Source organism: Clostridium sp. 10cd*, assembly GCF_044336395.1.
GTDB classification, from domain to species: Bacteria; Bacillota_I; Bacilli_A; order Erysipelotrichales; family Erysipelotrichaceae; genus Clostridium_AQ; species Clostridium_AQ innocuum.
Map to the genome: position 1 here is coordinate 2,618,047 of NZ_CP172347.1, position 23,529 is coordinate 2,641,575.

18 protein-coding genes and 1 pseudogene are annotated in these 23,529 nt (G+C 45.9%); 8 read left to right on the forward strand and 11 right to left on the reverse strand.

The features are described from left to right. Window positions 1-58: 58 nt before the first annotated feature. The gene (gene rpoN, locus ACG3M1_RS13035) at window positions 59-1,318 is read left to right on the forward strand and encodes an RNA polymerase factor sigma-54 (RefSeq protein WP_009270379.1); all 1,260 of its coding nucleotides are present in this window, start codon (window positions 59-61) and stop codon (window positions 1,316-1,318) included. 215 nt (window positions 1,319-1,533) lie between these two features. Here rpoN and parC read toward each other — a convergent pair whose 3' ends face one another. Both parC and parE read right to left on the reverse strand, forming a co-directional pair. After that, complete coding sequence (parC, locus tag ACG3M1_RS13040; protein ID WP_257339629.1) at window positions 1,534-4,029, reverse strand: DNA topoisomerase IV subunit A; 2,496 nt, start codon at window positions 4,027-4,029, stop codon at window positions 1,534-1,536. Beyond that, complete coding sequence (parE, locus tag ACG3M1_RS13045) at window positions 4,026-5,957, reverse strand: DNA topoisomerase IV subunit B (protein WP_009587402.1); 1,932 nt, start codon at window positions 5,955-5,957, stop codon at window positions 4,026-4,028. Before parE ends, parC begins: the two co-directional genes overlap by 4 nt. Before the next feature lie 223 nt (window positions 5,958-6,180). On the opposite strand from parE, the gene plsY reads away from it, so the two are divergent. Beyond that, the gene (gene plsY / locus ACG3M1_RS13050) at window positions 6,181-6,792 is read left to right on the forward strand and encodes a glycerol-3-phosphate 1-O-acyltransferase PlsY (protein ID WP_002609193.1); all 612 of its coding nucleotides are present in this window, start codon (window positions 6,181-6,183) and stop codon (window positions 6,790-6,792) included. Between the two features lie 273 nt (window positions 6,793-7,065). Here plsY and ACG3M1_RS13055 read toward each other — a convergent pair whose 3' ends face one another. Then, on the reverse strand, window positions 7,066-7,926 hold the full coding sequence (locus ACG3M1_RS13055) for a DUF4299 family protein (protein ID WP_009587421.1): 861 nt from the start codon (window positions 7,924-7,926) through the stop codon (window positions 7,066-7,068). After that, window positions 7,923-8,594 carry a cyclic nucleotide-binding domain-containing protein gene (locus ACG3M1_RS13060; RefSeq protein ID WP_009587395.1) on the reverse strand — a complete coding sequence of 224 codons (672 nt, stop codon included), beginning with the start codon at window positions 8,592-8,594 and terminating at the stop codon, window positions 7,923-7,925. The genes ACG3M1_RS13055 and ACG3M1_RS13060 overlap by 4 nt, the downstream gene beginning before the upstream one ends. Before the next feature lie 137 nt (window positions 8,595-8,731). Between ACG3M1_RS13060 and ACG3M1_RS13065 the strand changes: the two genes are divergently transcribed. Then, window positions 8,732-9,151 (forward strand): DMT family transporter, encoded by a 420-nt coding sequence (locus ACG3M1_RS13065; RefSeq protein WP_008817167.1) that lies wholly within the window; start codon window positions 8,732-8,734, stop codon window positions 9,149-9,151. After that, the gene (locus ACG3M1_RS13070; RefSeq protein ID WP_054344375.1) at window positions 9,148-9,600 is read left to right on the forward strand and encodes a DMT family transporter; all 453 of its coding nucleotides are present in this window, start codon (window positions 9,148-9,150) and stop codon (window positions 9,598-9,600) included. The genes ACG3M1_RS13065 and ACG3M1_RS13070 overlap by 4 nt, the downstream gene beginning before the upstream one ends. Window positions 9,601-9,623: 23 nt before the next feature. On the opposite strand, the gene ACG3M1_RS13075 is transcribed toward ACG3M1_RS13070, so the two are convergent. The 3 genes from ACG3M1_RS13075 to ACG3M1_RS13085 all read right to left on the reverse strand — a co-directional run bounded on the left by ACG3M1_RS13075 (window position 9,624) and on the right by ACG3M1_RS13085 (window position 12,106). Continuing rightward, on the reverse strand, window positions 9,624-9,899 hold the full coding sequence (locus tag ACG3M1_RS13075) for a hypothetical protein (protein WP_009587419.1): 276 nt from the start codon (window positions 9,897-9,899) through the stop codon (window positions 9,624-9,626). 212 nt (window positions 9,900-10,111) lie between these two features. Beyond that, entirely contained in the window at window positions 10,112-10,264 is a 153-nt protein-coding gene (locus ACG3M1_RS13080) for a hypothetical protein (protein WP_008817165.1), read from the reverse strand. Window positions 10,265-10,900: 636 nt separating this feature from the next. Next, window positions 10,901-12,106, reverse strand: coding sequence for an RNA-guided endonuclease InsQ/TnpB family protein (locus ACG3M1_RS13085; RefSeq protein ID WP_157813420.1), 1,206 nt, complete (start codon window positions 12,104-12,106; stop codon window positions 10,901-10,903). Window positions 12,107-12,578: 472 nt separating this feature from the next. Here ACG3M1_RS13085 and ACG3M1_RS13090 point away from each other — a divergent pair. Continuing rightward, a pseudogene (locus tag ACG3M1_RS13090) lies at window positions 12,579-13,516 on the forward strand (PD-(D/E)XK nuclease family transposase). A 104-nt stretch (window positions 13,517-13,620) separates the two neighbouring features. Here ACG3M1_RS13090 and ACG3M1_RS13095 read toward each other — a convergent pair. Beyond that, window positions 13,621-15,174 carry an ABC-F family ATP-binding cassette domain-containing protein gene (locus ACG3M1_RS13095; protein WP_065531564.1) on the reverse strand — a complete coding sequence of 518 codons (1,554 nt, stop codon included), beginning with the start codon at window positions 15,172-15,174 and terminating at the stop codon, window positions 13,621-13,623. 435 nt (window positions 15,175-15,609) lie between these two features. On the opposite strand from ACG3M1_RS13095, the gene ACG3M1_RS13100 reads away from it, so the two are divergent. After that, the gene (locus tag ACG3M1_RS13100; protein ID WP_008817162.1) at window positions 15,610-17,973 is read left to right on the forward strand and encodes an HAD-IC family P-type ATPase; all 2,364 of its coding nucleotides are present in this window, start codon (window positions 15,610-15,612) and stop codon (window positions 17,971-17,973) included. Between the two features lie 157 nt (window positions 17,974-18,130). On the opposite strand, the gene ACG3M1_RS13105 is transcribed toward ACG3M1_RS13100, so the two are convergent. Genes ACG3M1_RS13105 through ACG3M1_RS13115 form a run of 3 tightly spaced genes read right to left on the reverse strand, consistent with a single transcriptional unit; the run spans window position 18,131 to window position 21,406 of the window. Next, entirely contained in the window at window positions 18,131-19,333 is a 1,203-nt protein-coding gene (locus ACG3M1_RS13105) for an ABC transporter permease (protein WP_008817161.1), read from the reverse strand. Then, window positions 19,334-20,461: an ABC transporter permease gene (locus ACG3M1_RS13110; protein WP_008817160.1), complete on the reverse strand. Its 1,128-nt coding sequence runs from the start codon at window positions 20,459-20,461 to the stop codon at window positions 19,334-19,336. A 12-nt stretch (window positions 20,462-20,473) separates the two neighbouring features. Then, entirely contained in the window at window positions 20,474-21,406 is a 933-nt protein-coding gene (locus ACG3M1_RS13115; RefSeq protein ID WP_009270376.1) for an ABC transporter ATP-binding protein, read from the reverse strand. 160 nt (window positions 21,407-21,566) lie between these two features. Between ACG3M1_RS13115 and ACG3M1_RS13120 the strand changes: the two genes are divergently transcribed. Both ACG3M1_RS13120 and ACG3M1_RS13125 read left to right on the forward strand, forming a co-directional pair. After that, window positions 21,567-22,643, forward strand: a complete 1,077-nt coding sequence (locus ACG3M1_RS13120) for a sensor histidine kinase (RefSeq protein WP_008817157.1) — start codon at window positions 21,567-21,569, stop codon at window positions 22,641-22,643. Next, window positions 22,640-23,272, forward strand: coding sequence for a response regulator transcription factor (locus tag ACG3M1_RS13125; protein ID WP_002609207.1), 633 nt, complete (start codon window positions 22,640-22,642; stop codon window positions 23,270-23,272). The genes ACG3M1_RS13120 and ACG3M1_RS13125 overlap by 4 nt, the downstream gene beginning before the upstream one ends. Window positions 23,273-23,529: the final 257 nt, after the last annotated feature.

Here is a 23,529-nt window from a genome sequence, read left to right on the forward strand (position 1 = left end):
TAAATTTCCCAGATGAAAACTCTTTCAATTTCATGTATAATAAAAATGGTGATGTAAAATGAAACTGGAAACACGTGTCCTGCAAAATCTTACACAGCAGCAGAAGCTATCCATTCGGCAGCAGCAGGATCTGAAAATACTGGAAATGAACAATCAGGAGCTGGAATCCTGGATTGAAGAGGAGCTGGAGAAAAATCCGCTGCTGGAATTTGATGATGCCTATGAAACCGGGGCCGCATCCCATTCCCAGCAGGATTTTGACCTGCTTTTGAATTTTGTGACAAATGAGCAGACCCTTGCGGATGTACTGCAGGAGCAGATTGCCACATGCCTGCATCCGCTTCATAAGGAGCTTGCAGAGTTTATCGTCAATTCACTGGATGGAAACGGCTATCTGCAGCTGAAGGATGAAGATATCCAGCGAATGCTTCCACAGTACAGCCTGGATGACATCGAGGATACGATCAATGAGATACAGACCTTTGAGCCGGCCGGAGTCTGTGCCAGAAGCCTTCAGGAATGCCTGCTGATTCAGCTGTGCTTTGAGGACATTCCCTACTCCCAGATTGCCATCATGATTGTAAACTTCTATTTGAAGGAGGTTAGCGAGAACAAGCTTCCTGCGATAGCAGAGGCGCTGCAGATACCTCTGGAGGATGTGCTGCAGGCGATTTCCCTGATCCGCTCACTTGACCCAAAGCCGGGGGCACGCTATGCAACGAGCAGCGCCTATGTAAATCCGGACATGCAGATCGTTGTGGAGGAGAATGAAATCCACATACAGATGTTTCGCAAAACCTATGGACTGCGCTTGCAAGCTCCTGTAAAGGATGCAGATGCGGACACAGCAAAATATCTGAGCCAGCAGCAAAAGCAGGCGGAGGCTCTGCTGAGCAGTATTGAAAAGCGCAATTCCACCATCGAGCGCATCATGGAGGTCATTGCCGTTGTCCAGCAGGATTTCTTTTTGCAGCATGGACAGCTGAAGCCCTTGAACATGAAGGATATCGCGGCTAAGCTGAGCCTGCACGAATCCACCATATCCCGTGCTGTATCCGGCAAATCCATCTTATTTGAACAGCAGATCATTCCCCTGAAGTTTTTCTTTCCTGCCAGAGTGAATGAGGACACGAGTGCAAACGAGGTTCATCTGCGCCTGCGCTCGCTGATTGATCAGGAGGATAAAAAGAAGCCGTACAGTGACCAGAAGCTGTGTGATCTGTTGAAGGAGGATGGCCTGGAAATATCCCGGAGAACCATTGCCAAATACCGGGATCAGCTGAAAATTCCTGCAGCATCAAAGCGCAAACAGTTCTGATTACATAAAGAAACAGTGTGAAAAAGCAATCATCTGTATGAAAATGGTTGCTTTTTTATCTGCTTTTTCGCATACCAATGATGCTATGGTTCTTTATTGATACAAACATAAACCACATAATGACTTCAAACAGACAAGCCCTTTGAAAGGAAGCGTGTTGAAGCTTCTAAAAACAGACAAAAGCCGAAGCATAGCGCCCCGGCTTTTTCTATGAATTAGTCTTCAAACAGTTCGATTTCTTCAAACTCCTGTTTTTCCTCCTGTATTGCAGGCAGCTCACGCTGCTCGACAGCTGCAAGTGTCCGCAGGAAATAGTAATCCTGTGTGGTATGCAACGGCGAGGAGAAGGTGGCGTCTTTGCTCATCAGACTGATATCCTTTGCAAGAATCTTCTGCGTTTCCTCATTGATGATGACAAGCTCATCATTCAGGTCATGAAGTGCAATATGCGCAATCTGATAAGGCTTGGATTTCACCTTTTTACAGATCATGCTGCCCTTGGTCGGACGTCCGGTCACATCAACATCGCTCAGCTTGATGCGCTTCATTTGACACTGATCCGTAAAGACGATCAGCTGGGAAGCATCCCCATGAGAAATGCAGGCACTGACAATTTCATCCAGGACCAGATTCATTGCCTTCACACCCTTGGAGCGTGGAGAGGTTTCCGGAATGAGGGATACCGGATACCGGCTCACAAAGCCGTTTTTCGATGCAATCAGAATTTCATCATAAGCATAGGCGACCATCGTTTTCACGACCGCGTCCCCATCCAGCAGCTTCATATTGCTCATGGTTTTATTGTTCCGTGATACCTCATATTCCCGTACTGCCGTCTTTTTCACAAGACCGTTTTTCGTTACGGAAATCATGTAGGCATTCGTCGCAAAGCTGCGCAGGACAAAGGCATCCGTGATTTTTTCTTCTCCGCTGATGCGAATCGTGGAGTTGATATGACTTCCGATTTCCTTCCAGCGGGATTCCTCGACATCATATACCGGCGTATAGCCATAGGTACCCTGTGTTGTAAAAAACAATACATGATCCAGCGTATTCACTTCCCCATAGCCGACCAGATGATCGCCTTCCTTTAAGCCGGTCATATCGTCTCTGCTGGCACCGTAGCTGCGCATGGATACCCGCTTGAAATAGCCGTCACGGGAAATGGTGAACATCACCTGTTCACTGTTGATCATCGCAAGCTTGTCGATAACGATTTCTTCAATTTCATGCTCAATACTTGTCAAACGCGGTGTCTTAAAGGCCTTTTTCACCTCATTCAGCTCACGGATCATGACCTTTTTCAGCATTTTTGGATTCTCCAGAATATCGTGCAGCTCCTCTATTTCATTCAGCAGTGCGGCATATTCCTCACGCAGCTGCGTAATATCCGTGGAGGACAGACGATACAGCCGCATGGTAACGATTGCCTCTGCCTGTGCATCGCTGAAGGCAAAGGCATCCATGATGCGGCGCTTGGAATCCGCCTTGTCCTTGCTGGCACGAATCAATGCAATGATTTCATCCAGAACGGATACCGCCTTGATCAGACCCTCCAGAATATGGCAGCGGTCTTCCTTCTTTTTCAAATCGAAGCGGCTTCTGCGCTCGATCACCTCACGGCGATGCTCAATAAAGGCATCCAGCATCGGAGCCAGACCCATTTGAACCGGACGCTTGTCAACAATCGCCACAACATTATAATTATAGGAAACCTGCAGATCGGTATTTTTATACAGATAATTCAGAATCACCTGGGCATTGGCATCCTTTTTCATATCCACAACGACACGCAACCCGTTGCGGTCACTCTCATCCCTCACATCGAGAATCCCCTCGATTTTTTTGTTCAGACGGATATCATCAATTTTTTTGACCATGTTGCTCTTGATCACTTCATACGGAATTTCTGTAATGACGATCTGCTGTACAGTTTTCTTCTGTTCGATGTTTGCCTTACCGCGGATGATGATGCGGCCCTTTCCGGTTTCAAAGGCTTCCCGGATTCCTTCAATTCCCTGTACAATTCCTCCGGTTGGAAAATCCGGTCCCTGTATGTATTCCATCAGCTCATCCAGACTGCAGTCCGCATGCTGGATACGATACACAGCCGCATCGATTGCCTCGCTCAGATTATGCGGTGGAATATTGGTCGCATACCCGGCAGCAATACCCGTAATGCCGTTAACCAGCAGGTTGGGATAACGGGCAGGAAGCACGGTCGGCTCCATTGCCGTATCATCGAAGTTCGGTGCCCACAGCACGGTTTCCTTTTCAATATCCTTTAACAGATGCTCACTGATCCTCCCTAGTCTTGCCTCTGTGTAACGCATGGCTGCTGCGGGATCATCATCAATCGATCCGTTATTTCCCTGCATGTCGATCTGCGGTGTGCGAATCTTCCATTCCTGTGACATACGCACCATTGCATCATAGACAGAGAAATCCCCGTGGGGGTGATAGTTACCGATGACAAGACCGACCGTCTTCGCAGATTTCCGATACCCCTTGTCCCAGGTGTTGCCATCCTCATACATCGCATACAAAATTCTTCGCTGCACCGGCTTCAGACCATCTCTGGCATCCGGCAGCGCACGATCCTGAATAATATATTTTGAGTATCGCCCGAAGCGATCCCCCATGATATCTTCCAGCGGAGAGGAAATGACGCTGCTGTGATGCTCAACAGCAGGCAGTTCTTTTTTCTTCATCGTCTTGCCTCCACTTCATAATCATCTTCCAGTGTAAAGGATACGTTTTCCTCGATCCAGTCACGGCGCAGATTGGCCTTATCCCCCATTAAAACAGATACGCGCTTCTCAGCCACAACCGCATCGTCAATCGTTACCTGAATCAGTGTACGGGTTTCCGGACACATGGTCGTATCCCACAGCTGATCTGCATTCATTTCACCAAGTCCCTTGTAGCGCTGCAGACTGAAGCCCTTCGGGAAGGTTTTGCGCAGCTCATCCAGCTCCTCATCGGTCCATGCATACTGGATTTCCTTGCCCTTTTGCAGCTTGTACAGCGGCGGCAGTGCGATATACACCATGCCCTGTTCAATCAGCTCCCGCATGTAACGGTAGAAGAACGTCAGCAGCAGAATCTGAATATGCGCACCATCCGTATCGGCATCGGTCATGATGATGACCTTATGGTAATTGGAATCCTCTGCGTGAAAATTCGCACCCACACCGGCTCCCAGCGCATGAATGATGGTATTCAGCTCTTCATTTTTTTCGATATTGGTGATGCTTGCCTTTTCAGTATTCAGCACCTTACCGCGCAGTGGAAGAATCGCCTGGTATTTGCTGTCTCTTCCCTGCTTGGCACTGCCTCCGGCAGAATCCCCCTCGACCAGATACAGCTCTTTTTTTCTGGCATCCTTGCTCTGTGCGCTCGCCAGCTTTCCGGATAGGATCTTCTCGGTTTTTCCTCTGGTTTTCCCCTTACGGGCATCCTCACGCGCCTTGCGGGCAGCCTCGCGTGCCGTCGAAGCACGCTGCATCTTCTTGATCAGTGTGATGGCAAGCTCCTTGTTTTCCTCCAGGAAAAAGCTCAGCTTTTCACTTACGATACTGTCCACCGCTGCCTTCGCCTCTGCCGTTCCCAGCTTGCCCTTGGTCTGTCCTTCAAACTGCAAGAGATTTTCCGGCACCCCCAGTGACAGGATGATCGTCAGCCCTTCCCGGACATCGCTTCCCTCAAAGTTTTTATCCTTTTCCTTCAGTAAGCCGTTTTTCCTTGCGTATTCGTTAAACACCTTGGTAAAGGCATTCTTCGCTCCGGTTTCATGCGTTCCGCCATCCTTGGTACGAACGATGTTGACAAAGGAAAAAATATTCTCCTGATACTCATCCGTATACTGGAAGGCACAGTCCACCTTGATTTCATTGCTCATTCCGCTGAAGGCAACCGGTTTATGGAAGACCTGCTTATCCTCATGAAGATATTCCATGAAGGCAACCAGCCCCTGCTCATAATGATAAACCTCCTCGCGTTCCTTCCCTTCGCGCTCATCGCGTACGACTAGCTTTAAGCCCTCCAGTAAGAAGGCATCCTCCTGGGCGCGCTCTGCGATCTGGTGAAAGGAGTACTTCGTCGTTGAAAACATTGTTTTATCCGCCTTAAAGCGTACCTTGCTTCCGGTTTTGTTCGTTTTACCGATAACCTCCAGCTTGGATACCTCACGTCCCCCGTCGGAAAAGCTCATGCGATAGATTTTACCGTCACGATGAACCGTAACCTCCACCCATTCACTCAGCGCATTTACCACGCTGGCACCAACACCGTGCAGACCGCCGCTGGTCTTATAGCCGCCCTCCGTGCTGAATTTACCACCGGCATGCAGTACCGTATAAATGACCTGCACAGTGGGAACACCGCTGGCATGCATATCCACCGGCATACCCCGTCCTTCATCCTCCACGCAGATCACGTTGTCTTTTTCTATCGTTATGCGGATTGTATCCCCATGACCGTTCAATGCCTCGTCAATCGAGTTGTCTACGATCTCCCAAACCAGATGGTGCAAGCCTCTGGAATCTGTGGAGCCGATATACATACCCGGTCGTTTCCGTACAGCATCAAGGCCGTCAAGAATCTGTATACTGCTTCCATCATATGCATTTTCTGCCATACCATCACCTCTTTCTATTTCGCTGTCGTTGACCTCATCAACAGCCCGCTTTGTTCAGTGTATCAAATTTAAAACCTTCCTGCAATTAAATTTCTTTTAAAATCCGCAATACGGCCTAATTATTATATACTAAAAACATGAAAATAAGAAGAATTGTTTCTTTTTTCTTTTCCTTATGTGGGTAAGGTGGTAAAATATAGACGAATATGAATGAGGTGAAGCTATGAATATCAACTGGATCTGGTATCTGGGGCTGGGGTATCTGCTGGGGTCCATCCCGTTTGCCCTCGTCATCGGAAAACTTTTCTATAAGACAGACGTCCGCAATTTCGGAAGCGGCAATCTGGGCGGCACCAATGCAGGACGTGTGTTAGGAAAAAAAGCCGGAATTTCAGTCATTGTCTGTGATGTAGTAAAGGTTGTTGTTGCTGTCGGTGTCGTTTCCTGCTTTGATCTGGAGGCAAGCATATGGGCAGGCTTTGCGGCGGCATTTGGTCACTGTTATCCGGTATTTGCAGGGTTCCGCGGTGGGAAAGCCGTTGCGACAATGTTTGGATTTCTGTTATCAACATCCATTTTTACCTTCCAGAGTGCGTGGTATCTGATCGTACCGTTCGCAGTATTTCTGGTTGTGCTGTACGCAGGTAAGATGGTATCGCTGTCCAGCATGTGCGCTGCACTTACCAGCAGTATCTATATCACGGTTATGCAGCTGCATATCAGCGTGGAGATTGTCGCGGCCAGCTGGCTGTTGACAATACTGGTGATCTACCGGCACAGGGCAAATATCGTAAAAATTAAAAACGGTACGGAAAACAAAATATCCTGGCTGTGATCCAATAAGAAAAAAGCAGACCGGCATACGGTTCTTTCTTATTTTAGGGTTTTTGCAAAAGGGAGACTTCAACACTATTGTATTTATCAATAGAAGTTGGAGTCTCCCTGTTTTATATTTACCCGCAATCGAGAAAGAACCTGGCATCCGCATGGGCTGCATTTTTTTATACTTAGCCATGTATATGTTGAACGCCTTCATGAATCTTCTTTGCAGGAAGCATCGTCCATTGATTATAGAATACTACAGCGTTCTTTTTTGCCTCTAGCGCCATCAGATGTCCACACCATATTGCTGAATCAGTTCTCTTTGATGTGCGGCACGCATACCCGGCAGCTTTCGCATTTTAGCATCATAGCGTTCACATTCCGATAAATGAATTTCCTTTACAAATGCTTCATATGGAAGCTGTCCCAGAAAGGTCTCCTCTTCCAGATCATAAAAGGCCGCATACCAAGTATCAATTTGTATGTCCTCTCCACTTACCGGATCCTTCATCCCAAAGGGTGCCTCCGGCTTGATTGGCAACAGACTGTCAACGGTGGAGGTTATTGTATATACACCGAAAAATCCATCCTCCTTCTGGTAGACGCGTGGTACTGCATAATAAACATCCTGCTTCTGATGGTTATGCAGCCATGCTCCGAAGTCGTCGTGCATCTCCTCGTGATCCTGCTGTTCAAACCAAAGTGGGTGCATAGCGGAAAAGAAACAGCCATCCGCATGCTCTTTCAGAAAGGAACCCAGACACTCGTCACTGAATGTGGTGAGATGCTGCTTAATACCTGCAATGCTTCGCAGCTCCTGTGTTTCCCCATCCTGTTCAAAGGCACTCGTCTTCCAGCGTTTGCAGAGGTGCTGAATCAGGGCATAAAAGGCTTCGATTTCCTGATGGCAGGTCGGCAGCAGCAGATACAGCTCCACCTCATACGGCTGCTTCCAGACCACCTGTATACCTCTTGCGATACACGAAGGGTCATACAGGATAAAGTCATCTGCCGATTCCGCCTCCAGCGGCTGCATCCGCCAGGTGCTGTCCATGACGCCTGCCTGCAGACCGGTTTCCAGAAAATCATGCATACTGAGTTTCTTTTTGAAAATTCCCCTGTTTACAATTTTAATATCCACACTCATGATGTAATTCCTCCATAGATGTCCTGCCCCAGCGTTTGCAGCTGTTTACGGTTATTGATTCGATAAACGCCTTTTTCACATTTATATAGGAGCCCCTGTTCACAAAACTGTGACAGACAGCGCTGCAGCTGCCGGTAGCTGCAGCCAATCAAACTGCTAACCTCACCATGATCCTCCTGAAAAACATCCCGCTCACATACTGCCATGAGATATGATGCCAAACGGTTTTCAACCGGATAGGAAAGCGAGATGGATGCGTTGCGATTGCTGTTTTTCAGCTTTTCCGACAGCTCGGATACCAGATACTGCAGAAAGCGGACATCCTGTCTGAGTGACTGTTCACAGCGAACTAATGGCAACTGCAGTGTTATTACTTCACTCAATGCCGTCACTTCATTCAGCACAGGCATCTGCTTCCAAAGCTCCACCTCACCAAGAATACTGAGCGGATACAGGAAGGAGTGCAGGACCGTTTGTCCGTTTGCACTGATATAGCTGGTCTTTGCCTTTCCCTCCACCAGAAACAAAAGATGATGCAGCTCGGTATCTGCATGCAGAAGGATATCCCGCCGCTTCCATGTTTTTAATTCCAGCATGGATACATGCCGTTCCTCCAGAATCTGATCGAGTCGATATTTCCGAATATAAGCGGCTGCCGTTTTTTCCATACACTTCCTCCGTCCGTTTTTGAAAAGGTATGCAATGTGTATCGCCTTTCCTTAATCATCTGCTTTCTTCTCTCATTATGACATATGTCCTATGCGTGTTCAAGAAAAACCTGTATTCTACTATACGAGGTGATAATATGGCAATCAGTATGGCAATACTCAGTGGTATTGTGGTCAGTGTCATGATGGTATTTAACGGACAGCTTTCTGATCTGATCGATCTGTATACCGCAACGGTTCTAATCCATGCCTGCGGGTTATTGACGATGTATATCGTTTTAAAAGTAAAACACATTTCGCTTCGAGACCTTCCCCATGCTTCCCGTTTTTTATATCTGGGTGGTGTAATCGGGGTATTCACTGTCTTCTTCAACAATCTGACCATTACGATTTTGGGAGCCTCAATGATTAGTGCATTGGGATTATGTGGACAGATGCTGACTTCGATCATTCTGGAACAAAGCGGTGCGCTTGGCACACAAAAACAGAAACTGCAGCCGATAAAGCTGGTATCTCTGCTCATTATTTTAATAGGAATCGGGGTGATGCTGGAATGAGCTATATCTGTTCCATTTTCTTTGCATTGCTGGCAGGGGTCAGTATCGTATTGAGTCGCAGTGTAAATGCCTTGTTGGCGGAAAAAATCGGAGCATTATCCAGCAGCTTTTTCAATTATGCGAGCGGGTTGCTGGCGAGTCTGGCTTTTCTGTTGCTGTTTGCCCCGCATATTTCCCCCGCACTCCCGCAGCTGATGAAAAACGGGAACGCTATCCTGCTTATGGGCGGTGTCATCGGTGTCATCAATATTATTATTCTAAATCGTATCGTAACCCGCATTCCTCCCCTGCAGCTGACACTGATTGTATTTGTTGCACAGCTTGCCAGCGGTATGCTACTGGATTATTTTCTGCTGGATCTGTTTTCCATGCACAAGCTGATCGGCTGCAGTATCGTTGTTATCGGTCTGCTGATTCACACCTATGCGCAGGGTAAGCCGGCAGCCTGAGGCTTCACAATCGTATCGGTTTGCTACTTCTTCCTTCGATCCTGAAGGTTATGAAAACGAGTGCCGATATGACGAGCAATAAAAAAAACCAATACAGCACATACACCCAATGCTGCAGCATCAAACATGAAGCCTCCAAGATACTCTCCAAACGAATCGACACCCTTACTGGCAAAAAAAGCCGTGATGCTTCGATTCTGACGGCAGAATTTATCGATATCAGGTTTGCATACACCTAACACCAGAAAAACCGTCAGCACGACAACACCGCCAGATAAGACTCTTTTCTTAATTCTCATGATCTATTCCTCCTGCAGCTATCCTGAAAAGTATATCACAAATCTATCGTTAAAAAGAAATCTTATCTTTGTTTTCTACAGGGAATACAGAGAAAGATTTCTTTTCATATGTCTGCAGCAGGTCACAATGACAAAATGTGAAACGAACAGAATAAGCATGCAAATGCGTTTTCATATCCTGTGTCCGCATTATTAGCCGATACAGCAGAGATTCAAAGGTACATAATTGCAAGTAGTATCAGAAGAACAATAACAACGAGTACACCACCACCGATGATATAGCTGCTGTATGTTTTGTGTAAATCCTGTTGTTTGGAAACCCATGCTTTGTTCAATTCCTTTGTTTCCTTTGAAATCTGAGACATACATTCACCTTCCTTCCAGTTGCTAATCATGCCTGATTAGCTAAACAAAGCCGGCCTGCTGCAGCAGGGGGATATACGACAGATAAAAAATCATTCAATTTTATGATAAAACAAGGAAGTTGAATCAACCTTCATGTACTGTTTGCATCCTACTCAAAATGCGAAGAATGGAATCAAGTATGAATCTTTGTATTGGATTCTATACATGCTTCACTGAATCAACATATGGATACTTTTCACAGTAAATATCTATTACTATATGCCCAGTCTGATTTAACTGCCACTCTACATCTTATATATAGCATATTTTTCATTATAATACAATAGCACGTAACCTTTATGCCTATTTCTCAACATATCGAAGATTTTATGATTGCAGCAAATTCCAGCATAACAATTCATCATTGCAATATGGAAAAGCCATCATTATCTGCACTCCTATTACGCTTATGTGTTTGTATACCTGATTCGGATATCGGTTAACCACCTTGACACATTCCAAATTCCGTAAACCCTCAACAGCCAACAAGCGCTTTTTTGCTCATGTTTACAAAATCGATTGTGAACTACCGCCAGCTAAAGAGCAAGCGGCTTCTAATGAATGCCTACGCATTCATCAAAACATTTTGTTCGTGTTCAGATACACGTAACTGGTACGTTCACTGTACCTCTACTCCATCGCTCTCGCTTTGGCATACATGGATATACTTTTCGTATGATATTGCTTGCTCCATTGATATCGGCATTCATTAGAATGCCGTTTTTGCTTCTGTACAATCCTCGTTTGATTCTTTTCCCTGTGAAGGTGTGTGTTACATCGTTTCCATAGACTGGTATTTGATCCTCGTCAATGGAACTAGCTTTCGATGTATAGCTTTCTTCACAGACCACGACTCTGATCCCTGCCGCTTCTCCTTTGTATTTGATCATTTCGATCAGCGTACGAAACGGTATCTGCACAAAGGTCTGATTGTTCTTCTTCCCCATATGGATACGCTTCTTCCAACCTGCATTATTTCCTACGACGATAACTTCGATTCCTTCCTCCACACATAGATCTATTATTTTTCTTGATGCTTTGTGCAGGATATCCTTTACACGTCGATTTCGCTTTTCGCTGATACGTTTCATTCGTTTTGTTTGATGGATCCCTTTGCTATCCTTCTTTCCGATTCTTAGCAGTGAGCGGTAATGTGCGATCTGTTTGTTGTAGAATTGATTGACTGCTTTTATTTCATTTCCTTTTATCAGCACAGGGTGGTGTCCACTCGTAAATGCAATCGCCATCAGATTATCGACACCAATATCAATGCCGGCCACTCTGGTTGCCTCATGGATTGTAATCGTCGGTTCCATGATTTCTATCTCGCATACGATTTCAAGCTTGATAGTATCTCCATTGGGAATCAGACGTACTTCCTTCAGCTTCTGTTCATGCAGGTCCATCTTACCAAGATCATATCGGTCACGTACACACCCTGCCTGCAGCACTGCCTTAGGAAACTTTACATACCAACCATGCTTGTCTTTTCTCAGTTTGCATATCTGATTGGTAAAGATCAAGGGTTTATAACCGTCTTTATCTGCATATCGAGGGATATGAGGGACTGCTTCATATTTGTCAGGATGTGCTTTGTAATCAGCTAAAGTAGCAAAAAAGCTTTTCCAGTCACGATACAGCATATGCAAAACAATCTGATTTGCCTGCGCAGGAAGAGCACGGTAATCGATCTGGTCACGCAATTTGAAAAAACCATCCAGATGCTGCATGGAAACAAAGCGATGATCATGATCAATGATGTGGAATGGTGTGCTATGATGCTTTTGACGTATGACATTCAATTCATCAACGACACCATTGAGATCTTCCAGGACCTGTATCTCATGTGGAAAGCGATCCTCATTTGATTTGATGGAAGCACTGTACGCATTTCTTATATAGAACGAAGCAACGTTGTACAGATTTTTAGCACGATGTGTAAGAGCAGAAAAGCCGGGGGTTTTGCGGGTGATTAGCAGATAGGATACTAGAATATGTACGATATGATTTCATATTGGAAACCCTCCTTTTGCTGACTTCATTATACCACGAACGCAAGAGAAATTTAAGAAACGATTCGTGAAAAACAGAAAGAAAACAAGGATGAAAAGAAATATGGCTGCACTCATCCCCCACCTGTTCATCGACCATGAGGTGGGCGTATTCTGCCTGCTTTTTAGATAAAAAAAATAAAAATATCTGTAAAAATTTTAGGAGTTTTGCATGTTCGATACGTATATAAGAGTGTATATAAAAAAAAGGAGGATTGTACATATGCAAAAAGAGATGAAAAGGGAGTATCCGATTCCCTTTCACAATGATGTTTTTTTCAAGTATATGCTGATTGGAGAGGATGCAGGCTCTAAATTGCTGAGAAGCAGAATTATTGAAGAAATTTATGGATTGAAGGTTCAAAGAACCCAGGTGCTGAATCCGGAGCTGCTGCCGGAAGTCTTTTTCGGAAAACGAACGGTTTTGGATGTTGTATTGGAGGATGAAACCGGTCACCTTTATGATTTGGAGATGCAGGTATCCGGGTATACGAAGGAGGAACAGCTGCGTTTTCAGCAGTATGGCTACCGACTGGTCGGAAGACAGCTGAAGCAGGGGGATGATTATACCAAGCTGAAGCCGTTTTATCAGATTATCTTTATGAATTCGATGCCGAAAGCAGGAGGACGCATGATTCGTCACTATACGGTAAAGGATGAAGACAATCAGGAAGAACCAAACAATACTCTGCATCGTGCAATTGTGTTTTTACCGATGATCAGGCAGCGTGTGAAGGAGGTCGGGGTATGGAAAACCTGACAGAATTTGAAACCTTCTGTTATGTGCTTGCATATAATCCGGATGATGCTATACTAAACATGAAGAGAAGGATGGTGAATGTGGCTATGGAAAAATATAATGCAATGCGTGAGGATGGCCCGTTATTCAGCTGGGCGGAATCGGTGGAGTTTGCAAATCGTGCAGTACAGGCAAATCTGAGAGAGCAAACTGCGGAAGCCAAAAGACAGGGAAAGGATGAGGGTCTTGACCAAGGCAAGAAAGCCTTATTAAGAGCACAGATTATCCATAAGTATGGAATCGATGATGGATGGGTGGATACCTTGTCCAACGCGCAGATTGATGCTGCCGTCATATTTATTCTGGAATGTGAAGCCTATCCCGACTTAAAGGAAAAGCTGAAGCATACCGCTGCGGAATAGATCAAGTTCTCCTGTCTTTAAACGTTTATTCAAAAAAGAACCTGCCGCCTGACGGGTTCTTTTCCTTACATTATAGCACCAGAGAATATACATCATCGAATGCATTACAGAATTTTTGTCGTCCATTCCTCCAGATTCCAAACCTCATCCACAATATCGCCATAGAAATCCGGGTCATGGGAAACCAGAAGAATCGTTCCCTTGTAGGCCTTCAATGCCCGCTTCAGCTCTTCCTTGGCATCCACATCCAGATGGTTGGTAGGCTCATCCAGCACTAAAACGTTATGCTCACGATTCATCAGCACGCAAAGACGAACCTTTGCCTGTTCTCCTCCGGAAAGCACACACATTCCGGATTCGATATGATCTGTCGTCAGTCCGCACTTTGCCAGAGCCGCACGTACCTCACCGTTTGTCATCGCCGGATACTCTTTCCAGAAATAATCCAGTGCACTCATGGATTCTCCGGCTTCCTCCTGCTCGAAGAAGCCGATGGATGCATACGGGTCAACCTCAACGCTTCCGCTGACGCCTGGAATTCTGCCCATCAGCGTTTTCAGCAGTGTTGTCTTACCAAGACCGTTAACACCTTTTATCGCCACCCGCATATTGCGCTCCAGCACCAGATGCATTGCTTTTGTCAGCGGTTCCTCATAGCCGATCACCAGTTCCCTTGCATCGAAAATCACACGCCCCGGTGCGCGGTCCGATAAAAAGGAAAAGCTGGGCTTCACTTTTTCCTTTACCTTTTCGATACGATCCATCTTATCCAGCTTCTTCTGGCGGGAATGAGCCATGTTACGCGTTGCAACACGCGCCTTGTTGCGGGCGATGAAATCCTCCAGATCGGCGATTTCCTTCTGCTGTTTTACATATGCCGCCTCCAGCTGGCGTTTCTTTAACGCATGCTGTTCTAGAAAATAATCGTAATCTCCGACATACCGTGTCAGCTCACAGTTTTCAACATGATAAATAATGTTGACAACGCTGTTTAAGAACGGAATATCATGCGACACCAGAATAAATGCATGCTCATAGGAAATCAGAAAGTTCTTAAGCCATGCAATATGTCCCTCATCCAGATAGTTGGTCGGCTCATCCAGAATCAGAATCATCGGATTTTCCAGCAGCAGCTTGCATAACAGCACCTTGGAGCGCTGCCCTCCACTCAACATGGTAACATCCTTTTCCAGACCGATATCCAGTAATCCAAGGCCCTGTGCGACCTCCTGTATTCTGGCATCAATCATATAGAAACCGCTGTGCTCCAGTATGTCCTGAATTTCCCCGACATCCTGCAAAAGCTCATTCATACGCTCCTCACTGCAATCTCCCATCTCTTCATATTTCTGCAGCATTTCCGCTTCCAGCTCAAACAAATGGGAAAATGCATCCTGCAATACCTGACGAATCGACTTTCCCTTCTCCAGAACCGTATGCTGATCCAGATAGCCTCGTGTGATTCTGCGGCACCAGGCAACACGCCCTTCCTCCGGAACCAGCTTTCCCGTCAGTATATTCAGAAAGGTTGATTTCCCTTCTCCGTTGGCTCCGACAAGACCAACATGCTCACCGCTCAGCAAACGAAAGGATACATTCTCCAGAATCTGTCTTCCGCCAAAGCTGTGCGAAACATTTTCTACCGTAACAATACTCATACCTACCTCCACAATTCTTACCCTGACAAGTATACCATGTGCTCCATTCGTATGCAATCCTGCTTTCCGTTTGTAGAAGGCTTTACTACTCGAATGAAATCGTCAATACCAGTGATACGTTTATACAAATAAATGCAGGCCGTTTTCGAATATAATCCTGCCGAACACAATGCTTTTATGAGAAAGCGAATACGCCTCACCGTTTTATATCAATCGGTTCCAAATGGCTTCATCAACAAGCTTCATATTGCTATGCTACTTCCAGAAACGGCTTTCACTGCCTTATTTCTTTCATATCCGTGTTGCTTCGACATATACTAACGAAAGCATATGCTGAATTTAGAAATATTTAAGAAAGAAATACGACAAAATTACAAAAGCGTAAGGCCCAAAGTCATTAGGATTTGCTATAATATACATATACGAGGTGATTTCATGCACAGCAATGACGACAAACGAGAATGGATTGATCCAGCACAGGGTCTCAGCGATTCTCAGGTTCAGGAGCGTATTGATGCAGGCTGTGTCAATACACAGGATGAGCGCATTACCAAAAGCTATGAGGAAATATTCCGGGACAATGTTTTAACCCTGTTTAATCTGATCAATGCTATTCTGGCAGGATTGATTATTTTTATCGGCTCCTTTAAAAATCTGCTTTTTCTGGGGGTTGTAATTTCCAACCTGGTCATCGGTATCCTTCAGGAGATTCGAGCCAAGCGTGTATTGGACAAGCTGTCTTTGATTACACAGCCCTATTTGAAGGTATTGCGCAACGGAAAAGAAATGGAACTGCATATGGATGATATCGTTCTGGATGATATTCTATGCCTTTCCACCGGCTCTCAGGTATGCGCCGACGCTATGGTTGTTGAGGGACGTCTGGAGGTTAACGAATCCCTGGTTACAGGAGAATCGGATATCATCGTCAAGCATACGCACGATACCCTTTATTCCGGCAGCTTTGTCGTCAGCGGACAGGCCAAGGTACAGGTACAGCATGTCGGCAAGGATAATTATGCCGCTACGATTATGAAGGATGCAAAAACATTTAAAAAGCATAAATCACAGCTGCGGGATTCCATTAACTTCATAATTAAAACCATCGGTATTATCATTATTCCCGTTGGCATTCTGCTGTTTTCAAAGCAGTTTTTTCTGACGGAGAGCACTCTGCCGCAGGCGATCGTATCTACGGTTGCGGCATTGCTGGGAATGATACCGGAAGGCCTTGTTTTATTGACAAGCGTTGCACTGGCGGTTGGCTCCATCAATCTGGCGAAGCGCAAAACGCTGGTGCAGGAGCTGTACTGCATTGAAACACTGGCACGCGTGGATACCCTGTGTCTGGATAAGACAGGAACCATAACGGAAGGCAATATGCAGGTGGAGCGTATCCAGGCACTGAACGCAGACGAGAAGGAAATCCTTTTAATTCTTGCAAATATGATGGATGCTCTGCAGGATGACAATGCAACTGCTCAGGCGATTCGCAGGCATACACCGCAGGAATATGAAGCATTTCGCGTATTACATACCCTTCCCTTCTCCAGTGCAAGAAAGCTGAGTGCCGTAAGCTTTGAAAATCGCGGAACCTATATCATGGGTGCCTATGAATTTGTCAACGGCAGTGAAAATGCAGAGCTGCAGGCTGAAATTGACAAACAGGCCAGTCTTGGAAACAGGGTGCTGGTACTGGCACACAGCAAGGAAGCTATGGAACAGGAGCCTGCCAAGAACAATACAGTGATCGCTTTGATTCTGCTGAGTGATCCCATCCGGTTGGAGGCACCGCAAACCCTGGATTACTTTCTGTCGCAGGGGGTTGATGTCAAGGTTATCAGCGGGGATGATCCACGCACGGTTCATGAAATCGCACATAAGGCTAATCTGAAAAATTATGAGCGCTATGTGGATGCCAGCACCTTAAAGGATGAGGATATTCCGGAAGCAGTGAAAGCCTATACCGTTTTCGGTCGTGTTTCACCGATGCAGAAAAAGCTGATGATTCGCGCTCTAAAGGAACAGGGGCATATCACGGCAATGATAGGAGACGGTGTCAATGATGTCATGGCCTTAAAGGAAGCGGATTGCAGCATCTCTGTTGCACAGGGAAGCGAGGCAGCAAAGAACATCGCCAATCTGGTTTTACTGGACAACAATTTTGCGAGTATGCCGCATATCGTGGACGAGGGCCGAAGAGTCATCAACAATATTCAGCGTGCCGCTTCCCTGTTTCTTGTGAAAACGACATTTTCAACCATCCTCAGTATTTTAACCCTTTTCTTCATGAGCCGCTATCCGTTTGAGCCGATTCAGCTTACACTGATATCCTCCTGTACAATTGGTATTCCTTCCTTCTTCCTGGCACTGGAAGCCAATCATGCCCGCGTGGAGGGAAATTTTCTGATCAATGTGCTGGGGCGTGCCCTTCCCGGAGCGCTGTGTGTCGTACTCAGTATCCTTTATGTCAATATATCCTCTTTGTTTTTTCAAATGACGCCGGCGGCTATGTCCACCATGTGTGTATTACTGACAGGTACCAGCTCCCTGATCGTTCTGTATCGGGTGTGTACGCCGTTTACCAGAAAGCGTCTGCTGATCTTCTCCAGCATGACCGCACTCTTTGTTGCATGCATCGTCTTTTTACCGGGCATTTTCTCTCTGGTACGACTGAGCTATATGCAGTTTGTATTGACCGGTGCCGGTATGGCAGCTATACCGTTTGTCATGGATTTCTTTTTCCGCTTTGGAAACCGCTTCAAGCTAAAGGAACGGCTGCTTAAGGTTGGGAAATAGCAAACGTCAGAACAGAGCGGATCAAATGAACCTTCCTTATAGATCTTTTGGCGGATATAAAAAAAGGAAATCATGTATGGATTGATAAATCACAATCTTTTGGATTCTCTTTTGGAAATAAGAGAGGAAGAGCTTGCTAAGGCTCCTCCTCTTTTTATTATGGCTGCATACTGGTATCCTCTAGTGCATCCTGCGTACGGCGGTTTTTCATAATCACCAGTGCGATACATAGGAAGGCAGCAGCAAACAGCAGCAGAATTCCATAGGTCATAAAGGCTTCCTGCAGCAGCGCATCTCCTACATGAACTGCCGAGGTCAGCGAATCATTCAGCTTCACATACCAGTAGCTCGGCAGAAAACGGGATATCACGAGGATATTCTCTCCGATCATACTCAGTGGTACAAAGGCACCGCACAGAAAGCTGGAGCCTAAACCGACAATATTGCTGATGCCGTTCAGCATATCGTCCGGATGCTTGCTTTTTGCGGATATCACACAGAACATAAAGGACATGGAAACACACATCAGCATGAATACAAACGCATTGACAATTTCCAGCAAGCCACCCAGCGTCATCATGGAGTCCCATACCATCCCGAGAATCATCAGCATCATAAGTCCCCACAACGCGATACCTACAGACAGATTACAGAACACCAGCTGCAGGTTCATACGATTTTGTGATACCGGAGCAATCAGATTCCGCTTGGTGATCTCCGCGTTGAAAAAGGAATGCATCGTTAAACCGATCAGCAGTATGGTGATGACAAGCATAATATAGGAAGCATAATTGAAATATGCACCACGCAGCATGGAGGAGGTGGCAACCTCTTCAGAATCTGACATTTTCACCTCAGCTGTAGTATTCAGATTTTTCTGTACGCGTGTATGCAGCTCAGAAATCCCCTGCTTCGGATAAAGCTTTTCATACGCATGCATGGTATCCAGATATTTATTGATTGTCTGCTGAAGCAGTACACCGTTCACATCGTCCGGGCGCTGATTCATGGAAACCGCTTCTTTCCCGGATGCGAACTCCTCTTCAAAGCCCTCAGGAATCGTTATGATAGCGGACACATCTGCATAGAACAGTGCATCCTGTGCATCGCTGTTCGATACATTTTTATGCTTGATATTCGCCTGTGTGCCGAGATAGGTTAACAGGCCTTCACTCAGACTGCTGCCATCCCGGTCAAGAACGGCGATATTCGGCTTTGATCCCTCATACATCTTAATATCACTGCGCTCAGATGCAGACATGCCAAACACAAAGAAGACGGTGAAGAAGATGGACATATAGATCATCAGCGTCAGCCAATGTGATTTCATAATTTTATAATAAACCTTTAAGACACTCATTTAACGCACCCCCAGACTGTGATAGCTCTTCCTACTGAGTGCACGGAAGCTGATCAGATAGCATACCATCGTAAATCCTGCAAGCAATGCCAGATTAAAGAAATAGCGCTCGCCTACACCATAGTAGTACAGGGAATACAAGCCATCCGTAATCATATTCACCGGATTGATATAGGTTAAAAACGGAGCATATTCCTGTACATAATATTTCAGCTGTACCGCCATCATACCGGCGAGCGCACTGCAGATCAGTGTGATAGAGGTCATGATCCCCGTCTTGCCATCCGGAGGTATCTTGCTAGTGATACTGCCAATCAGAATGCCAAAAGCATTTCCGGCAAAGGCTCCCAGCACCATCATGAGGAAGACATAGCCAAGCTGTGATCCAAAGGATACGTCCAGAATGAAATACATATAGGCAAACTGGATGAGCAGAAAGACAATTTGAATCGCTATATCAATTATAAAATCCGCAAGCAGTGCCTTTCCCTTGTGCAATGGTGATACTGCCAGGCGTGCTGCACGTTCGCTTTGATTCGCCTGCAGCTCATACATGGAATTGATCGCCCAGTATCCGCCAAACATGGCGTTCATTGCCAGGACTGTATAGAAGAAGACGGAGGACAGATCTGTATGATCCGTGTTCGCTTCCTTCACATGAGAGGCTGTCTGTGTGAACAGTGCAGATACAGCGGAGCCATCGGGATATTGCTGCATCGCCTCCTCCACCAGATGGATTTTCTGGCTGTATTCATCAAAGAAGGTTTTTGTGATTGTCTGATCCAGACCGTTTTGATTCACAGTGATTGCAATCGGGTCCTGCAGCTTTACAACCGCGCTGACCTTATCCTCCTTTAACAGCTGCTTTGCCTGTTCCTCACCAACATAGCTTACCTTGAACAAAGCAGTATCCCCCTGCCTGACATCCTTGAGAACGGCTTTAAGCTGTGACAAATCCTTTTGCTCGACGACAGCGATTGGAACCGTTTGAAAGGTATCCACCGTATAGGCATCCTTCAATACCATTCCAAAGAAGGTTGTCAGCAGCATGGGAAATATCAATGTCCAAAACAGCAGTACTCTGTTTCGAATCATCAGGCGAAACCTGTATTTCAGTAAATGCAGCATATTCACCCCTCCTTAATCCCGCAGCTGTTTTCCTGTGATTTCCAGGAAGACATCATTTAAGGTCGGCTGCTGGGAATACACCTTGCCATAGGTGATATTCTCCTGTGTGAAGTAATCCAGCAGATTGGCCAGATTGCGTTTTCCTTCAGTAAACTTAACCTGCAGAACATTGGCATTGTACTGTACGGAGAACACATTTGCGATATCCTGAATATCCTGTACCTGCTGCTCCTGCAGCTTCACCTGCTCCACTTCGATCTTTTCCTTCATCATAATGCCGGCCTTCAGCTCCTCCTTGGAGCCAGCCGCAATGGTTTTTCCCTTGTCGATGATGATGATGCGACTGCAAATTTCCTCAACCTCTTCCATATAATGAGAGGTATACACAATGGTTGCCCCCTGCGCATTCAGGCGCCGTATGCCCTCCAGTATCGCATTACGGCTCTGTGGATCGACTGCGACCGTCGGCTCATCCATGAAAATGAGCTTTGGCTGATGTGCAATTCCACAGGCGATATTCAACCTTCTCAGTAAACCGCCGCTCAGCTTACCCGGTCGGAATTTACGAAACTCCTCCAATGAAACAAAACGTATTGCCTCATCCACAAGTGTTTTACGCTTTGCCTTATCACTGACATACAGACCGCAAAAGTAATTGATGTTGTCCTCGACGCTCAGCTCATGAAAAACTGCTACGTTTTGCGGAACCACACCGATTTGCTGTTTCAAATCGTAGCTGTCCGCTTTCATCTGCTTTCCGAAAATGCGGATGTCTCCCTTGTCATATGTTAACAGAGCCAGCATACAGTTGATTGCCGTTGTTTTCCCGCTTCCGTTCGGTCCCAGAAGTCCCAGAATTTCACCTTCCTCAACCTCCAGCCGGAAATGATCCAGCGCAATCAGCTCCTTGTATCGTTTCACCAAATTGTTTACTTCAATAATCATGATGCTCCCTCCTTGTCCTTGTCTATATTATAGAGAATCCGGTAAATTTTCGGTAGTGTATATCTTCACATTCGGATATGACAGATGTCATATTCACGCATGACAAATTGTATCTGTCCCAAAACAATGGTAAAATAGAGACAGAACAGGAGGAGAAGCCATGAAACAGCTTATAAATTATCTGTTATTTTTATGTATCGGCTGCTGCTTCAGCTTTTTTTATGACCATCAGCTGTACCGCCTGCTGGCTCTGCTTTCAGCAGTGATTCTGGCCTCTATATCCTATCTGTACACAAGGCGAACATGGACGCCGTATGCAATGATTCTGTTTGCATTGCTCGCCACCCTGCAGCAAAGCTTTCTGTACTATCTGCCGCTGCTGCTATACTGTATCAGACGACAGCATTTTTCTTACACCATCCTCCTGTATCTGCTTCCGATTCTCTTTCATCTGCGTATGGAAAATCTGTATTTATGCAGTGCCATTGCCATTTTTTCTATATTCGCCATATCCCTTCGGCAGCAGTGGGAGGAAAATGAGGAAATTAAGCTTTCCTTCATGCGGCAGCGCGATGCGACAAAGGAGCTGGCAGATATTCTGTCCAATAAAAACAGGCATCTTCTTGTCCAGCAGGAACAGGAAATCCGAATCGCCATTCTGGATGAAAGAAACCGTATCGCCAGAGAAATTCATGATCATGTGGGACATCTGCTTAGCAGCGCTTTGTTGCAGATCGGCGCTATACAGGCAATTCAAAAGGAAGATAAGCTGAAGGAGCCGCTTCAGAATTTACGAGATACCCTTTCTCAGGGAATGGATAACGTACGAAGCAGTGTACATGACCTGCACGATGATGCACTGGATTTGCAGGTGACACTGCAGCGCCTGCTCAAGGACTACAGCTTTTGTGATGGTACGCTGGAATACGATGTGCTGCATCCCCTGTCTCAGCAGACAATCTATCATATCCTTGCCATTGTAAAGGAGAGCATGAACAATACAATGAAGCATTCCAATGCGACAAAATACAGCATTACCGTACGCGAGCAGCCGGCCTTTTATCAATTGATTCTACGTGATAACGGCACCAGGCACAGCAGTGTCCCCTGGCAGACCAGAGGCATCGGCTTAAGCAACATGCAGGAGCGTGTAGCGGACATGCACGGCTATTTGAACATCACACACACATCCGGCTTTCAAATTTATATCACACTGCCGAAGGAGGATAAACCATGAGAATACTGATTGTTGATGATGACAAACTTGTATGCAGCTCTTTAAAAACCATATTGGAGGCACAGGGACAAACCATTGCGGGTATCGGCTGCAGCGGCCGGGAAGCATTGCAGCTGTACAGGGAAACCAACCCTGATGTCCTGTTGATGGATATCCGTATGGAGGGGATGAACGGCGTGGATGCCAGTGAAGCAATTCTACACAGCTTTCCGGATGCCCGCATTCTGTTTCTAACAACATTCTCCGATGATGACTATATCATTCGCGCCTTAAAGCTGGGAGTCAAGGGCTATATCCTTAAGCAGAACTTCGATTCCATCATTCCGGCTTTGGAGGCAGTGTATATGGGACAGAATGTTTTCAATACGGAAATTATCGCCAAGCTTCCCGATTTGCTGAAGCAGCATACAAAGGAAACGCTGTGCAGCTATGATTTGAATGAGCGGGAGCTGCATTTCATTCAGCTGGTTGCCAAGGGGCTCAACAACAAAGAGCTGGCACAGACGCTGTTCCTCAGCGAAGGGACAGTCCGCAACTATCTCAGCAGCCTGCTGGAAAAGCTGCAGCTGCGTGACCGTACCCAGCTTGCGATTTTCTATTACCAGAACCTGCAGTCAAAAGAAACATAACATGCCGTTAACTGCTGTCTTGAATAACCTGTTCATAACAGGCTGTCATCAGAAAAAACAGGAAATTAGAAAGAATCAATTGCATTGGCTTATACGCATGTAATTGATTTTTTGTCCTGATGATGTGGCATCTTCTGGAATCACCCACCTCATTACGTTTCACTGGAAATGATCCTAAGCACAATGTCTTGTCACGATTGTTACATTTCGTAGCTGTATCCATTCATCACCGTATTGTACGCTCCTAAAGTATCTGT

Coding starts and splice junctions, on each gene's coding strand:
- rpoN (WP_009270379.1), top strand. CDS start 59: ATGAAACTGGAAACACGTGTCCTGCAAAATCTTACACAGCAGCAGAAG.
- parC (WP_257339629.1), bottom strand. CDS start 4,029: ATGAAGAAAAAAGAACTGCCTGCTGTTGAGCATCACAGCAGCGTCATT.
- parE (WP_009587402.1), bottom strand. CDS start 5,957: ATGGCAGAAAATGCATATGATGGAAGCAGTATACAGATTCTTGACGGC.
- plsY (WP_002609193.1), top strand. CDS start 6,181: ATGAATATCAACTGGATCTGGTATCTGGGGCTGGGGTATCTGCTGGGG.
- ACG3M1_RS13055 (WP_009587421.1), bottom strand. CDS start 7,926: ATGAGTGTGGATATTAAAATTGTAAACAGGGGAATTTTCAAAAAGAAA.
- ACG3M1_RS13060 (WP_009587395.1), bottom strand. CDS start 8,594: ATGGAAAAAACGGCAGCCGCTTATATTCGGAAATATCGACTCGATCAG.
- ACG3M1_RS13065 (WP_008817167.1), top strand. CDS start 8,732: ATGGCAATCAGTATGGCAATACTCAGTGGTATTGTGGTCAGTGTCATG.
- ACG3M1_RS13070 (WP_054344375.1), top strand. CDS start 9,148: ATGAGCTATATCTGTTCCATTTTCTTTGCATTGCTGGCAGGGGTCAGT.
- ACG3M1_RS13075 (WP_009587419.1), bottom strand. CDS start 9,899: ATGAGAATTAAGAAAAGAGTCTTATCTGGCGGTGTTGTCGTGCTGACG.
- ACG3M1_RS13080 (WP_008817165.1), bottom strand. CDS start 10,264: ATGTCTCAGATTTCAAAGGAAACAAAGGAATTGAACAAAGCATGGGTT.
- ACG3M1_RS13095 (WP_065531564.1), bottom strand. CDS start 15,174: ATGAGTATTGTTACGGTAGAAAATGTTTCGCACAGCTTTGGCGGAAGA.
- ACG3M1_RS13100 (WP_008817162.1), top strand. CDS start 15,610: ATGCACAGCAATGACGACAAACGAGAATGGATTGATCCAGCACAGGGT.
- ACG3M1_RS13105 (WP_008817161.1), bottom strand. CDS start 19,333: ATGAGTGTCTTAAAGGTTTATTATAAAATTATGAAATCACATTGGCTG.
- ACG3M1_RS13110 (WP_008817160.1), bottom strand. CDS start 20,461: ATGCTGCATTTACTGAAATACAGGTTTCGCCTGATGATTCGAAACAGA.
- ACG3M1_RS13115 (WP_009270376.1), bottom strand. CDS start 21,406: ATGATTATTGAAGTAAACAATTTGGTGAAACGATACAAGGAGCTGATT.
- ACG3M1_RS13120 (WP_008817157.1), top strand. CDS start 21,567: ATGAAACAGCTTATAAATTATCTGTTATTTTTATGTATCGGCTGCTGC.
- ACG3M1_RS13125 (WP_002609207.1), top strand. CDS start 22,640: ATGAGAATACTGATTGTTGATGATGACAAACTTGTATGCAGCTCTTTA.